We start from the raw sequence: 13,992 nt of genomic DNA, 5'->3' as shown, positions 1-13,992 counted from the left end.
CAATAAAACTTAAATATACTTAGATGTCTTATATGGTTTAAATCTCATGTTGTTGATTTTAAATAGTATTTTAATAACGGGAAAATATGACAAACAGAAGAAATTTTATAAAAACGACTGCCATAGGCTCTGTAGCATTAGCCTTGAGTTCATTTCAATCAGAATCCGAAGAGGATAAACTTCCTGTTGCAATTAAAAGTGTTAGGAAACCTATCGTTCTTTCTACTTGGCGTTTTGGAATCCACGCTAATGAAGCAGCATGGAATGTGTTGAAGAATAATGGACGAGCCCTAGACGCTGTTGAAGCAGGAGTTAAAATACCAGAAGGGGATCCCGAAGAAAGAAGTGTAGGCTATGGTGGACGACCAGATCGGGATGGACGTGTGACACTTGACGCCTGTATTATGGATGAGTTGTCCAATATAGGTTCTGTGGGATGTTTAGAATTTATAAAACATCCTATTTCTGTTGCCCGGGCTGTAATGGAAAAAACACCACATGTGATGTTGGTGGGCGATGGAGCATTGAGTTTTGCTTTATCACAAGGTTTTAAAAAAGAAAATTTGTTGACCAAAGAGTCCCAAAAAGAATGGAAAGAATGGCTTAAAACAAGTCAATATAAACCGACTGCCAATATCGAAAATCATGACACGATAGGAATGATTGCTTTGGACGCTAATGGAAATCTTTCGGGAGCATGCACTACAAGCGGTATGGCTTTTAAAATGCACGGGCGATTAGGAGATTCTCCCATTATTGGAGCGGGTTTGTATGTAGACAATGAGATTGGCGCTGCAACTGCTACAGGTCATGGAGAGGAAGTGATACGGATTTCAGGCTCACATTTGGTTGTGGAATTAATGAGACAGGGGCATTCTCCTCAAAAAGCGTGTGAAGAAGCTGTGGCAAGAATTGTAAAATTGATGAACAACCGAAAGAAGAATCTGAAAGATATTCAAGTGGGTTTTATTGCGTTGAATAAAGATGGTGAATACGGTTCTTATTGCGTTCAGGGCGGTTTTAATTATGCGGTTTGTGATGCAACTGGAAATCGATTAATAGATGCTGAATATTTTCTAAAAAGTTAGATGCTATAAAAAATGAACAATAAGAACCTAGAAATTGCCTGTTTCAATTTGGAATCAGCGGTTATAGCTGAGAAAAACGGTGCTGATCGAGTAGAACTTTGCGCCAATATGTTGGAGGGAGGCACAACTCCGGATTTTGAAACTGCCCAAAAAGTACGTGATGAATTGAATATAAAAATGAACGTGATGATTCGTCCCCGAGGTGGTAATTTCGTTTATAATGAAGCCGAATTTGAACAAATGAAAGTTGATATTATTCATTTCAAAAAAATCAATGTGGACGGATTCGTATTCGGAATCTTGAATACCGATAATAGTTTTGATAAGGAAAGGAATAAGGAATTAGTGACACTTGCCAGTCCAGTTTCCTGTACTTTTCATCGTGCTTTTGATGTTATTGCTATAGCTTATGAATCTTTGGAGTTACTAATTGACTGTGGATTCAAAACAGTATTGACTTCGGGGCAGGCTGAAAATGTAACCGAAGGAATTGAAGTTTTAAAAACTTTGGTCGAAAAGGCCAATAGAAGAATTGTAGTTATGCCAGGTGGTGGTCTGCGATCTAAGAATATTGAAAAGTTAGATCAAAAGGTGAAAGCTACTTATTACCATTCTTCTGCTATTACTGATTCGTGTGAAATTGCAAATGGTGAAGAGATAAAAAAAATAAAATCTTTTTTGCGATAATTTGAAATCAACTATTTTATTAATTCCTGAAACAAGAGATACTATATAAAATAAAATAATTTTAATTTAAAATAAAAAAAATGAATTTGAATATCCCTAATAATTTAGAAAAAAAGGCTGTTTTTGAGCAAATAGCCAAAGCATTACAAAAAGAAAATCTCACAGTAATAAATCAAGATCAAAGCAGACCATGGGGAGGTTTTTTTGTAATTGACGAAAGTCAGGCTAAAGCTTTCGCAACCAAATTTTTTCCGCATTTAGAAATAAATTCCATCAAAATTACAAATAAGTTAAGCCCAAAAATTTTAGTGGTTGCTCCAAATAAGCGATTATCATGGCAATATCACCATCGCAGAGCAGAAGTATGGGAAGTACTGGCTGGTGTGGTCGGTGTAAAAACAAGCTTGACAGACGAAGAAGGGGAAATTAAGAAACTTACTCCAGGTACTTTTATACAAATGGACAAAGGGGAACGTCACCGCTTAATTGGATTAGAATCATGGGGAGTCGTTGCCGAAATTTGGGAACACACAGATCCAGAAAATCCTTCGGATGAAGAGGATATCGTTCGTTTGCAGGATGATTTTGGACGATAGTTATTTCATTCGGGTGAAACAAACCTCTGCACTTTAAATGCATGCTATTATCTCCACCGCAAGAGATAGTGCCATTCGTTTTGATGTATTGGCAAATTGGCAAGGTTATTTTCGAGGAAGAACAACATGGAAAAGAAAGGGCGGACTACGGCGATTTTCATACAAAATCATTGTCTGAGGGCTTGCAACCTCAGTTTGGTAGTGGCTTTTCAGTTCACCAATTGGAAACTTGCAGGCAGTTTTTCCGTACTTTTCCAATTGCGCACGCACTGCGTGCGCAATTGAGTTGGACTCATTATAAAAAGTTAATAAGTATTGACAACCAAGATAAAAGGGAATTTTACATAGCCGAAACGACAAAAAACTATTGGACAGCGAGGCAATTGGAAAGGCAGGTAAATAGCCAGCTTTTTGAATGTCTTTTGTTGAGCAATAATATAAAAGACGTGTTGGCTGGAGCACGTGAAGAAAAATACCCTACAGATGCCAAAGAAATCATCAAAGACCCGATGGTATTGGAATTTTTAGGGATTAGAAGAGAAAGTGCCTACTGTGAAAAAGACTTAGAAACTGCTATTATTACTCATTTATAGGATTTTATTTTAGAGCTAGGCAATGGTTTTGCATTTGTGGCACGACAAAAACGAATTCATATAGAGGGGACGAATTTTTTATAGACCTTGTTTTCTTTAATCGGTTATTACAATGCTTTGTTCTAATAGAAATAAAAACTACCAAACTCACACATCAGGATATTGGACAATTGCAGATGTATGTAAATTATTATGACCGATACGAAAAACAGGAATTTGAAAATACGACCATTGGAATCCTGTTATGTACCGACAAAAATGATGCAGTAGTTAAAATAACATTGCCCGAGAACAATTCGAAAATTATAGCCAGTAAATACCAATTGTATTTGCCAACCGAACAACAATTGATAGATGAAATGAAGATAGAGAATGAAAAGTTGAGTAAAGGGGAAATGGAAATATAAATTGTAGAGTAATTTTTATTGTTCTGGAAAAGGGTTTTGATGAAATTGGAGTTGAAATTGTTTTTTTTAATCCATTTTTCCGTTTCAAATATATAGTATTACAGTGTCTATATAGTCTTTTTAGTTAGCGTAACGCTCTAGAAAAGCAATTCCAATAATCTTTCGCTCGGTTTTTTTATGATTGAATACAGGGGTTTTAGTTCAGTTTTTCAATAATGAATGCGTCTTTTTTATAATTCAGCAGTACTCACTTGTCATAGATATATAAAGAAAGAGTTTGAAAACTTAATTCAAAGCGCAAAGCGCTTTTATTTAAAGAAGGTAAATTGATTTGGCTAAAAACTTTTAAATGCTTGTTTTCTAGTGTGATAAATGTTGTATTTGAAAACATTCAAAAACATTAATTCTTGAAAAAGTCGGAAATTATTCGGGAATAAAAAACCCTAAACTATTGAATTTCAATTGTTTAGGGTTTTAATTTGTAGCGAAGACGGGAGTTGAACCCGTGACCTCAGGGTTATGAATTCGGAATTGAAAAATTAATTCCTTTGTTTATAGGGGTTTCTGAGGACTATTTTAGTTAAAAATGGCACAAATTGTATGCGTTTCCGTATGCAATTTTGTTATTGAATTTTCCTTATATAATCAAAGGTAAGCTAAATCTTTGAATTGTTTATATTTTCTGTTTTTTATATATTTTAATAGTTATCATTTACAGTTGAAAAAAAACTTTTAAAATTATGGATTATAAAATTTTCGAATTATAGTTTTTCAATTTCTACAATTTTTATTGGAAAAGTCAACATATTCATTTCTCTAACACATTGAATTAATGAGTACTTTGCAATGTTTGACTGAACTTTATCAACATTATTTTTTATTTGTGGTACTTTTTTTAATTCTGATTTAAATGCCATAACAAATTGAATGTTTTTACCACCTGTTTTAAATTTAGCTTTAAAACTATCTTTGTCGATAAGCCTAGCTGAATTTACATCTTTACTGTTGTATGCATCAATTATTGACAAAATAAAATCTTCACTACCAGAGTTTCTTTCATTCATAAATCTACTTGCTGATATTTGAATTTGATTACTTAAATCCCTAATCTTTGCATCAAATCCATTTTTAACGTGAATAAAATATATTGTATTATCATCTTCATACATAATATCACATAGTTCAATTTTCTGACCTATTGCTTTATCTAAAACCCAATAGTTATTTTGCAAATGATATTTTCTATTATAAGCATCTTCATCTTCGGTATCATTCCACTTTTCAGTTATTATTCCAGAATTTAAATAATTATTGTCAATCATTCTTGAACATATTTCATTTATTGTATTTGTGAAATTATTCTCTACTTTAAACCATTTTGCATCAATTTGAAATATTGGTCTTTGTTCAACATTAATTTCACAAACAATATGATCTAAAAACATTGCGTGAGTTATAAAATCTTTTTTTCGCATTCCGTATAAATGCAAGCCAGAGATTATTTTTTTAAATTCTATTAAATTAAAATTTTCTAAACTTTCATAAACTAATTTTAATCCATCAAGGTATAAACTTTTCCTGTTTTGGAAATTATGACCTTTACGTGTTCCTTTAAATTTGAAAACATAAAATTCAGCTTCGTAAAACTCTTGTATTTTTGAAGGATGTACAAATTCTATATCTAATTTTTTAGGTGCTTCACCTCTCGCAGGAGAGAAGAAATCCATCATATTTTCATACAACTGCAATAAAAGTTCTTCTCTGTAAATGTTTGAAATTACTCCTTTATCCTTAACTTCAACAAAAGATGTTAGAGATTTTGTGGTTTCCGATTTAGAAATTTCATTTATTTTTTTAAAAAGTAGATGTAAAGATTTAAAAGGTATTCTATGCTTAATGTTGAAGTATGAACCTATTTCGATAGTAGTAATTCTATTTTCAAACTCTATAAAGTCAAAAACGCTATCTTTTATTTCTTGTTTTAATATGATGTTTATTTTTGAAGGAATATTTGTGAAATTTAAAATATCAACCAGTTTTAAACCATCTTTAAATATATCTTTCCTTTTCGTAAGTTTACCCGAGATTCCTCTTGTTTCAATTGAAATTACATCTTCATTCAAATCTGTTATAAATTCAAAGAAATCTAATCCAAATCTATGATTTTGAAAACGAATGATAACTCTACTGCCTCCACCACCTACTATTGCATAAATATTATCTTCTATACTTGCAAACATTGCAAATGAAAGTTGCTGAACTTTAAATACTAAATTATTTGATAAACTTTCCGGTATGAATTTTTTCCAAAATGCATCCTTTTCCTCTTCATTATAGACATAAGTAAAATAATCAACGTCATCTATTAGTACTGGAACAATCTTTTTATTATAATTCTCAATGTCCTTTACTTTTATTCGATGCTCATTGATGATATAATTAATGATTTGTTCATTGTTTAGAAGGTTATGCTTTTTAAATTCATAAAATGATTTGTCTATTTGAAATATCTTGATTTCATATTCAGCATTTTCAGAGTTATTTTTTACTTCCATAGAATTCAAAATTAATGCTCTACATCACCCCATTCAAACAATTTTCCTTCATCTGGCTTAATTGATTTTATGAAATTTTTAAAATGTAATCTTGGAGGTTCAGCATATTTTACTTTGTTAATTGGTAAATTGTGTAACATTCTATATTTTGTTAAATATCCCTCGTTCTCCCAATCTTTACCAAACCCAATTATATAATTATAATATAGCATCAATTGTTCGTCATTTGACATTTGAGCTCTTAAAACTTTCAAGTATTCACGAGACATATTATATGTTATTAAACCCTCTTTTTCTTTATTTACGACATATTTTACAGTACTATAAAGATGTCTATAATAATGGCCTAATCTGTTTTCGTGTCCAGTGAATGGTGCATATTTTATATGTAATTTTATGTTCTTATTTGGATTTCTTGTTTCAAACTCATTCATTCCTCCAACACTTCCTTTATGTTTATCTCTCACTATTTTCAATTGGTCTTTAATCATTTGAATATACTCATGATTAATTGTATTTGAGGAAATAAGGCTTGATTGTGAGCCAAAAAAGAAAATCCTATACGATAATTCTAATAATTCTTGAGAGCCATATTTATCTGTAATATCATATAACTTACAAAATTCATAACAAGCAACTAGCTCCTTTACCATAGTAACAAAAACCTTTCTGCCTTCAACAAATCTCTCTACTTGACTTCTTGTGATTGTAGTTTCTTCAGTTTTTTGATTGATAGTTGTAGAAATATTATAATCATAACCAGAAATCTTCATTTCATTAATGTTTTCTTTGTGAAGTCTTAACATTTCATAAAATTGGCTCTCAAATTGCTGTATTTTAAATTGATTTTGTACTTCTTGATTGGCTTTGAACTGTACCCAAAATGCTAAAAAGGTTAATATTGTTGCTGGAACAGCAAAGATTGGATTTAAAATACCTCCAACAGTATCTCCTACAATACCAATATTTTCTAATTTATCATTTGAATAAAAGAGCATTGGTAGCATAATTAAAACAAAGCCAATTACACCAAGAATTATGTATAATGCGCTTAATCTAGTTCCAAATTTTATAGCTTCGTTTTCTTTGTTTATTTCTTTAATCATAAAAAAAATATATTACTCTAATCATTAATTCGGAACAAATAAGTAGTTTTATTTTAATTGAGTTTCCCGAGGGCAATTTTGATAAAACTGCACAAAACGTATGTGTTTTTTAATTTTTTAATAAATATCAAAAAAATCTTTTCTACTTATTTTAAAGTAATCTAGCATTATGGCAAGAGTTCCTTTAAGTTCTGGAGTTAATTCTTTAGGAGGTGTAAGTTCTTTTTGAAATGCAAGTTGTTCGAAAGCTATTGCCCATTTAAATATATTTTTTATTATTTCTACTTTAGAAAAATACTCTTTTAATGTATCAGTTTCTGAAGTATCTAATGATTTCTTTATTTCATTTGCAGATATTTTGGAACCGACAATTTGGATAGCCATTTTTATTGTTTGGTCTACACCTTCTTTACCTAAGTTTCCATATTTAAATCCATCACTTAGTTTTTCCTTTCTTAAATCAGGTTCTAGGAATGCTATGTCCTTTAAAATGTAATCTAAAATTATTAGACAATGAGAAAGAATAGCATACGAAGCGCGCAATGCTGTGTTTTTCTTTTGAACATCAAAGCCTTTTAAAAAGAAATAATTAAGTTGCATTGATGTTGAATTAAATCCACTGAAGTCTAATTCAGATAAAACTCTAGATTTAGAAATCTCATAAATATTTTTCCAACTATAATTTACATAGGTTTTTAAGCTTTTAAACTGATTCAACTCATATAGAAACTCTTCTTCACTTAATCTTGTGGTTGTGTCATAAACAAGTTTTTGTAAAAAATTCCCATCTAAAATTATCACATTATGTTTAAGACCATAATTTCTTATTACTTCTCGTCTGTCTGTTGTTGCAACAACACAGCTACTATAGTTTAATAACTCTTGAAGTCCTTTTGCCCAAAGAATTCTTTCAAAAGCCTTTGCGCTTTTTTTGTTTTTTATATCTACATTTGTCCTTTCTCTTGTTATACTTGAAGTTCGACCATATAAAAATAAATCTACATCGGTTATTTCATTACTTTCAAAGTTGTATTTCACACCTCTTGCAACATAATATCCACTATTAAGGAAATAGAGTCTCAGTTTTTCTTCCATCATTTCCCCTTTGAATAATTCTACTTGTTTTTCCATGATTTATTTAGGTACGCATTGTTCTTAATAGTTCTCCAACATTTACATTTGTTGATGTGTCTTTTCTTAACCTCAATTTTGTTCTATTTTTTTCAGGTCCAGTGTAAATAGTAGCATTTGAACTTGAAAAATGACTCTCTAAAGTAGATTCTTCTGCTAGATCACCATTTACAAGAACATTTAGAGCTAAATGGCAAATATCATATTTTAATAATTTCATGAAGTATCTTCCGTTATGACTATATTCTAGTTCAATAACTCGATTTAACTCTAAAATTTTATAGTCTTGACCAATAGCTGTACAAGGTCCAACTTTTTCGCCTCTTAGTAATTTGCTCAATGTATTTCTTAGCATATTGTAACCTGCAATTCTTCCTCTTGAATTTGAGCTTATTTTCATACCATAGATTAATGATGAAATGAAGGATTTTGCCATATCTAACGCATCTTCTTCAAAAGGATTTCCATATTTCGCAAAAGATGATGGTTTAGTAAGGAATACTTTTGAATGTGTTTCATTGCTAACTTCATTAAAATCATACATAGCTATAGCTTGTAATTTTGATAGTAAAGTAGAGCCCAAAATTGATAACGCTATATCTTGGGATACACATCCCTCTTTAGTTAAAAGTTCATCTAATTCGTTTACCTTTAATGAGTCGCTATTACTCAATGAGGATAATACTTTAGTTGTTTTTTCTATTGAATCTCTTTTAAAAAGATTTCCGTTATAATATGTTTTTTCTGATTCAACTATTTCGTAATCAATTAGACCTATTTGTTCTGCTTGTTTAAATAAATCGATATTTGTTTTTTTATCAAGTTTAAAAGTATCTCCGATATATTCTTTTAAAATACCTTCTTTAAGTGGCTTGTCTGAGCTATAGTTTGTTAATTCTAATGAAGCTTTTTGAAAATTATCAGTTGTTGAATTTTCAAAAATATCGGCTGTATGAACTAATACATTCGAGGTTGTAATTCCTATTACAGAAATATCTCCTGTATTCGAAATGTCAATTAATTGAAATTCTTTTAAAGTGTTTTTTATAGTTTCTATTTCAACTTTTTTAATATTTGATGCTTTTGCAATTGCATCAACTTTGTTTTTAGCTAATGTGCTTTGGGAATCTGAAGCAGCTAAACTGGATAAAAATAGACCACATTTTCCTGCAATTTCAATATCACCAAAATCAATAGCACTGGTTACTTCTTGAATTTTTTTTGTATGATTTATAATCCAAGCTCCTTCCGTTCTTTTTTCCATAAATATTTTTAAATTTATAATATTTAATTAATGTGGTATTTGGTAAGTGTATTCATATTTAATACTAATGCATTCAATTCTTGTTGTTCTTAAAAATATGATTATGATTTTTGTTCTCTTCGCTATAATCAGCTGGAAAAATCCATTTATAGAAGATTACATTCAAAGTGTATTTTGTGTATCGAAACCAGTATGGTTTTTTCTTTTTCAAATTGTTTTAATTTATATATTTTAATTTTTCTTCCAAACCACTCGCATATCACTATGCGGGTTGACTTTTATCGTGGTCATTCGGTTTTAAGAGTGATTGTAAAAAGGCTTTGTCTTTTTTTAATTCAGCATTTTCTTTTCTTAAAGCTTCATTCTCAAATTGCAATTTTGTTAATAAGCTATTTTGGCTCATTTCGGCTAAGGTTTCATTATAGCCTTCAAACAATTCAAACAGGTTAACTTTTAAGGCATTTGCTATATTTTGCAATTTAGAGAGCGGAATGTCTGATTTTCCGTTCTCGTAATCTACATAAGTTCGCTTTTTTATGCCTGAAAGTTCAACGATTTCGTCTTGAGTTAGTTTTTTACTCTCTCTTACTTCTTTGATAATCAGTTGCATGAAATTTGTTTTTGGAAATTTGTGGTATTTTTTTATAAAAATTGCAAAATATTGCAATTGTTGCATATATTTGCAATGGTTGAATTTGCTATTTGTACGCCTTTGTAGCGTAATTGTAGCCGCAAATGTAACAAATATATATTGCAGTTTATTGCTATATGGTATAAAATGTTGCAGATAATTGATTTATTATTCGTCACAAAGTATAAATAGTACACTGGTAATATGATACGAACTTCAAAAAGGAATAGACGATACCGATTGCATCAAAAATTAAGAAGAGCTGGATTACGCTATAGTGCAACGCTTCGAACCATTTATGTACCGTGGAATTTTGAAATTGAGAATGCTGACTTGAAAGAATTACAAAATGATTTTAGTTACCAAATACAATTTGAAATATGATTAACAACCAAGAAAGAACCTGTATTATTAAAACTTTAGGAAAGCAGTACTCTGCCACAATTTCCTTGCATTTGAAAAAAAAGAAAATCAAAAACGCTATTGGCGAAGACTACACGAGACAAAGCATCCGCACTTTTGTCAATGGAATGCGTGAAAATGAACAAGTAGAATTGGCTATTATGCAATTGGTCAACAAAACCGTAAAAGCCAAAAAAGCACTACAACTCAAACGTCAACGATTATTTAAAGTGTAAGGGCAATGAACAATCCCAAAGTTTTATCCATACTTAACAATGCAAAAATCTTTCTTTCCCCCGAGGAATTGAAAGAACTCGCCTTGTGTATCGATAAAGAAGTGGGAAGGCCTGAAACCCGAAAAATTAGAAAATCAAAACCCTTACAGAATTGGACTTTAGAAAGTGTAACCGAAAATTTATTGGCTACCCAATTCAAGAGCAAACGTAGATCCTAAAAATACCTCCAGCAAATGCTGAAAATTCTTTGTTGTAATCGGGTACTATTTGCCCGATACAGCAAGGATAAATGCTGACAATATGAAAAATAACTCTTTAGATAGCAATGTTTTTTCATTAGCTTCTCATCTTTTTGGTTTTGGAAACACAGACCATAAAAACAAAACGCTTGAAAGCATTGCAACGACCGTTGCAATTTCTTTGCAACTCAAAAATAGAATCATGGCAGTTTATCCTGCAATAACCATGGAAGCCTTTTCAATCACTATGGATAACTACCGAAAGTACATTGTAGGCTATAATTTTAAAACGAATGCCGAGAATGAATTGATAGATAAACACAACGACAATGTTAGATTGTTTCTGAGGAACAATGAACTCACAGAGGTTCAGAAATCATTTTCTGTCCTTTTTGCAAAGAAAAATCAATCCTTAAAACCAAGAGCGTTTAATCAAAGTGTAGATGATTTTTGCAATGAATACGGAATGATTATTTGCAAAAAGAAAATCCAAACGGTTAAGTATGCCACAGAATTGGTATTTCAAAATTTGCTCCATCTCTACAATTCTCAATTGATGAAGCGCAACGAACAGTACATGAAGCTGGGAGTAACAGCCATTCGACCCATAGAGGAATTTAAAATCAATTCGTTTTTAGTAACCGAGTTGAAGCGTAATGGAGTGAATAGTTTAGCTCTTTGTACTAAAACCGTTCGGAATCATAGACAGCGTTTGGAAGAATGTGGCGTGTTTGTCGATTATGTATTCAAAGGGCAAAATAGACCTGTAGAATTGCATATCAATCCTGAAATTTTAACCGTTTTAGACCTCAAGACCTCAAAATTAACAACTACTGAAAATCAAAACATTACCTCTGAAAGCGAGAAAGTTTTACCTGATAACAATGAGAGTACTAGAACATCTTTAAATGAATCTCAAAAGAAAGAGAATGTGAAAAACATTTCTCTTTTTAATAGGGAGTTCCCTTCGGTCACGCCTTCTCATTTGTTTTTTACAGGAACACCAGCCAGCAAGATGCAAAACCCAACCGAGGTGGCGCGGGCGGAAATTGTTAAAAATGAAGCTACTTTATCGGATAAACTGCAAAATTTAATTTTGCACCCTCAGGAATTGGCGGTAAACTTGGCTAACAAAGAGTATAACAATTACAAACCGATTGATATTCGCTATTTGTTTAAAGAAGCGTATTCGGGAACGATGCTCAAAGAGGATTTCAGGCAATTGGTGATCCAAGATTTTTTCAAGAGTATTTCTAAAATCTACAAGAATTCCACACCGTTTGCAGGTTCATGGAAAAAAGCCATTTCACTTTATATGGAATACAAATGGATCGCTTTTACAGGAGAAGCCTTCAACAAAGCTTCCATTGTGGACGATATTCAGCAAATGCGTTGGCGTGCAGAATGGGCTAGAAAATGGTTTGTAAAAAATGAATTCCCTCCATTATTTCCCTTCGATTATTTTGATATGACCCGAAAAACGGCAAAAGAAGTCGGTTTTGAATACACCAAAGTTAAGTGGAACGAGCATTTGCAAGGAAAAGCTAAATACGAAGCCATAAAAAAGAAACAGGAATGTAATGCGCAACGCAGAAAAGAAGCAATTAATCACGCTAAAAAATGCGAGAATGAAGTCAACCGCTTTTTCAAAAACAAAATCACGCTACCGCAGTTATTTGATTATGTCGAAAAGAATTTGCCAGCGACCTACTTGGAAAAGCTACCCCAAATGATTGAAAAAAAGTGTTTGAAAAGCAATGAAAAAGTAGTTGCTGCTTCTGATTTTGTGCAATATGATTTGAGTGATTTTTAACCTAATTCCATTATAACTATGCCAGTATTTGCACCCGAAGTTTCCAAAATCAAAATGGTAATCCTTACCAAAAGCAAACAAGACAATGCGGTTTGGTGGTCGCCAATCAATCAAAACAAACGGAATTCACAACGCATTATAGAAAGCATGCTAAGACGATTCGAGAAACACGCCCTTGCAAAAATTACCAATGTGATCCAGTTCTATGAAAACGGGAGCCTAATTGCCGAAAAAAAGCTATGACCAGTATTCAATTAAAAAAATGTACCCGAGACGAAATCGAGGTGATAAGAGAACAAATCAATGCTTTTATTCAGCAAAGAACCGAAAAGCAAATTTGCAAAGGCAAAGGCAATTTTGATTTTTATGTCAGTTGTATTTTGATAGATATTTTGAGACGAATATCCTTAAAGCTTCGCAACAAAATCGAGTTGAGTTTCAAGAATTGTATTTCTGTTCGGATGACAGTTTTTGAAGCAACCGCGCTATTAATTGTATGTCATTGGGAGATAGCTTTTTTAAATGCCTATCAAAAAAATGTCCTTTTGAAAACCCGAAATAGTATCGATCAACAACTAACCAATTTGAATTAAAACCAAGGAACATGCTAAAAACACTATACTATATCCGAAACAAAAAAGAGTTGCAAGAGTTGTATTTGAGCCAAATGCCTGAGAAGTGTATCCGAATTGAAATCAATTCCATTATCAACGAAACCCGAAAAGATATTTCCCCTGGTATGCGATTGAATGCCAAAAACATCAAGACCGAAGAAGCCTTAATTTTCATTGACCGAAACGGAACTCCTGACGGCTATTTGTTGTCAGAAGAGTTGAAAATAAAGCTTAATGAATACCGAGAAGCTGAACTGAAAAACAAACAATTTTTAAAGAAAATCAACCATGTCTCGTAAATACGCCATTGCATCAAGCAACCCAACCAATGCTTTTATCAATCGGAATTTTATTATCCGAATTCTCGAAAACCCAAAAGAGAATCCATCGAAAAACACCAAATTAACCTCCGCTAATAAGCTTTCCAACTTCATAAAAGACGAACAGTAAATTACGCGATAGGAATTTCAAAAGGATAATTAAAGGTTTTGCTATGGTTCCAGAGACCGTTAAAGCATGCCCTTAGTTTTTTACTTAGGGCAATTTTTAAGACAAGTATATTATTTAGTTTTTCAAAATAAGATCCAAAAGCAAATTGAATATACAAATAAAACTACAGATTAAGTTAAG

18 protein-coding genes are annotated in these 13,992 nt (G+C 31.7%); 13 read left to right on the top strand and 5 right to left on the bottom strand.

The window, feature by feature from the left end; genetic code table 11:
• Positions 1–86 precede the first annotated feature (86 nt).
• The 5 genes from AC8GF4_RS05370 (at position 87) to AC8GF4_RS05350 (ending at position 3,371) form a co-directional block, all read left to right on the top strand.
• Positions 87–1,088: an isoaspartyl peptidase/L-asparaginase family protein gene (locus tag AC8GF4_RS05370; protein WP_506593194.1), complete on the top strand. Its 1,002-nt coding sequence runs from the start codon at positions 87–89 to the stop codon at positions 1,086–1,088.
• A 12-nt stretch (positions 1,089–1,100) separates the two neighbouring features.
• Entirely contained in the window at positions 1,101–1,775 is a 675-nt protein-coding gene (locus AC8GF4_RS05365) for a copper homeostasis protein CutC (RefSeq protein WP_506593193.1), read from the top strand.
• 80 nt (positions 1,776–1,855) lie between these two features.
• Positions 1,856–2,371 carry a cupin domain-containing protein gene (locus AC8GF4_RS05360; protein WP_506593192.1) on the top strand — a complete coding sequence of 172 codons (516 nt, stop codon included), beginning with the start codon at positions 1,856–1,858 and terminating at the stop codon, positions 2,369–2,371.
• A gap of 41 nt (positions 2,372–2,412) precedes the next feature.
• Complete coding sequence (locus AC8GF4_RS05355; protein WP_506593191.1) at positions 2,413–2,964, top strand: DUF1016 N-terminal domain-containing protein; 552 nt, start codon at positions 2,413–2,415, stop codon at positions 2,962–2,964.
• Positions 2,961–3,371, top strand: coding sequence for a PDDEXK nuclease domain-containing protein (locus AC8GF4_RS05350; protein WP_506593287.1), 411 nt, complete (start codon positions 2,961–2,963; stop codon positions 3,369–3,371). The genes AC8GF4_RS05355 and AC8GF4_RS05350 overlap by 4 nt, the downstream gene beginning before the upstream one ends.
• A 761-nt stretch (positions 3,372–4,132) precedes the next feature.
• Here AC8GF4_RS05350 and AC8GF4_RS05345 read toward each other — a convergent pair.
• The 5 genes from AC8GF4_RS05345 to AC8GF4_RS05325 all read right to left on the bottom strand — a co-directional run bounded on the left by AC8GF4_RS05345 (position 4,133) and on the right by AC8GF4_RS05325 (position 10,037).
• Positions 4,133–5,926, bottom strand: coding sequence for a DUF6119 family protein (locus tag AC8GF4_RS05345; protein ID WP_506593190.1), 1,794 nt, complete (start codon positions 5,924–5,926; stop codon positions 4,133–4,135).
• A gap of 11 nt (positions 5,927–5,937) precedes the next feature.
• A complete protein-coding gene (locus tag AC8GF4_RS05340; protein WP_506593189.1) occupies positions 5,938–7,032 on the bottom strand; it encodes a putative phage abortive infection protein in 1,095 nt (364 codons plus the stop codon).
• A gap of 117 nt (positions 7,033–7,149) precedes the next feature.
• Complete coding sequence (locus tag AC8GF4_RS05335) at positions 7,150–8,163, bottom strand: hypothetical protein (RefSeq protein WP_506593188.1); 1,014 nt, start codon at positions 8,161–8,163, stop codon at positions 7,150–7,152.
• Positions 8,164–8,170: 7 nt separating this feature from the next.
• Positions 8,171–9,427, bottom strand: coding sequence for a hypothetical protein (locus AC8GF4_RS05330; RefSeq protein ID WP_506593186.1), 1,257 nt, complete (start codon positions 9,425–9,427; stop codon positions 8,171–8,173).
• Positions 9,428–9,689: 262 nt separating this feature from the next.
• Positions 9,690–10,037, bottom strand: coding sequence for a helix-turn-helix domain-containing protein (locus AC8GF4_RS05325; protein ID WP_189318523.1), 348 nt, complete (start codon positions 10,035–10,037; stop codon positions 9,690–9,692).
• A 225-nt stretch (positions 10,038–10,262) separates the two neighbouring features.
• Here AC8GF4_RS05325 and AC8GF4_RS05320 point away from each other — a divergent pair, with 225 nt between their 5' ends.
• From AC8GF4_RS05320 to AC8GF4_RS05285, 8 genes are all read left to right on the top strand, one after another.
• Positions 10,263–10,442, top strand: a complete 180-nt coding sequence (locus AC8GF4_RS05320; protein ID WP_506593184.1) for a hypothetical protein — start codon at positions 10,263–10,265, stop codon at positions 10,440–10,442.
• The gene (locus AC8GF4_RS05315) at positions 10,439–10,696 is read left to right on the top strand and encodes a hypothetical protein (protein ID WP_506593183.1); all 258 of its coding nucleotides are present in this window, start codon (positions 10,439–10,441) and stop codon (positions 10,694–10,696) included. Before AC8GF4_RS05320 ends, AC8GF4_RS05315 begins: the two co-directional genes overlap by 4 nt.
• A 5-nt stretch (positions 10,697–10,701) precedes the next feature.
• Positions 10,702–10,914 (top strand): hypothetical protein, encoded by a 213-nt coding sequence (locus AC8GF4_RS05310; protein WP_506593182.1) that lies wholly within the window; start codon positions 10,702–10,704, stop codon positions 10,912–10,914.
• A gap of 82 nt (positions 10,915–10,996) precedes the next feature.
• Positions 10,997–12,748: a hypothetical protein gene (locus tag AC8GF4_RS05305; protein WP_506593181.1), complete on the top strand. Its 1,752-nt coding sequence runs from the start codon at positions 10,997–10,999 to the stop codon at positions 12,746–12,748.
• A gap of 18 nt (positions 12,749–12,766) precedes the next feature.
• Entirely contained in the window at positions 12,767–12,991 is a 225-nt protein-coding gene (locus tag AC8GF4_RS05300; RefSeq protein WP_506593180.1) for a hypothetical protein, read from the top strand.
• Positions 12,988–13,341 (top strand): hypothetical protein, encoded by a 354-nt coding sequence (locus AC8GF4_RS05295; RefSeq protein ID WP_506593179.1) that lies wholly within the window; start codon positions 12,988–12,990, stop codon positions 13,339–13,341. The genes AC8GF4_RS05300 and AC8GF4_RS05295 overlap by 4 nt, the downstream gene beginning before the upstream one ends.
• An 11-nt stretch (positions 13,342–13,352) precedes the next feature.
• Positions 13,353–13,661, top strand: coding sequence for a hypothetical protein (locus tag AC8GF4_RS05290; RefSeq protein WP_506593178.1), 309 nt, complete (start codon positions 13,353–13,355; stop codon positions 13,659–13,661).
• Positions 13,651–13,812 carry a hypothetical protein gene (locus AC8GF4_RS05285; RefSeq protein ID WP_506593177.1) on the top strand — a complete coding sequence of 54 codons (162 nt, stop codon included), beginning with the start codon at positions 13,651–13,653 and terminating at the stop codon, positions 13,810–13,812. Before AC8GF4_RS05290 ends, AC8GF4_RS05285 begins: the two co-directional genes overlap by 11 nt.
• Positions 13,813–13,992 lie beyond the last annotated feature (180 nt).

Source organism: Flavobacterium rarum (SeqCode) (assembly GCF_965234445.1).
Taxonomy (GTDB): Bacteria; Bacteroidota; Bacteroidia; order Flavobacteriales; family Flavobacteriaceae; genus Flavobacterium; species Flavobacterium rarum.
This window is presented reverse-complemented; position numbering and strand designations above follow the sequence as displayed.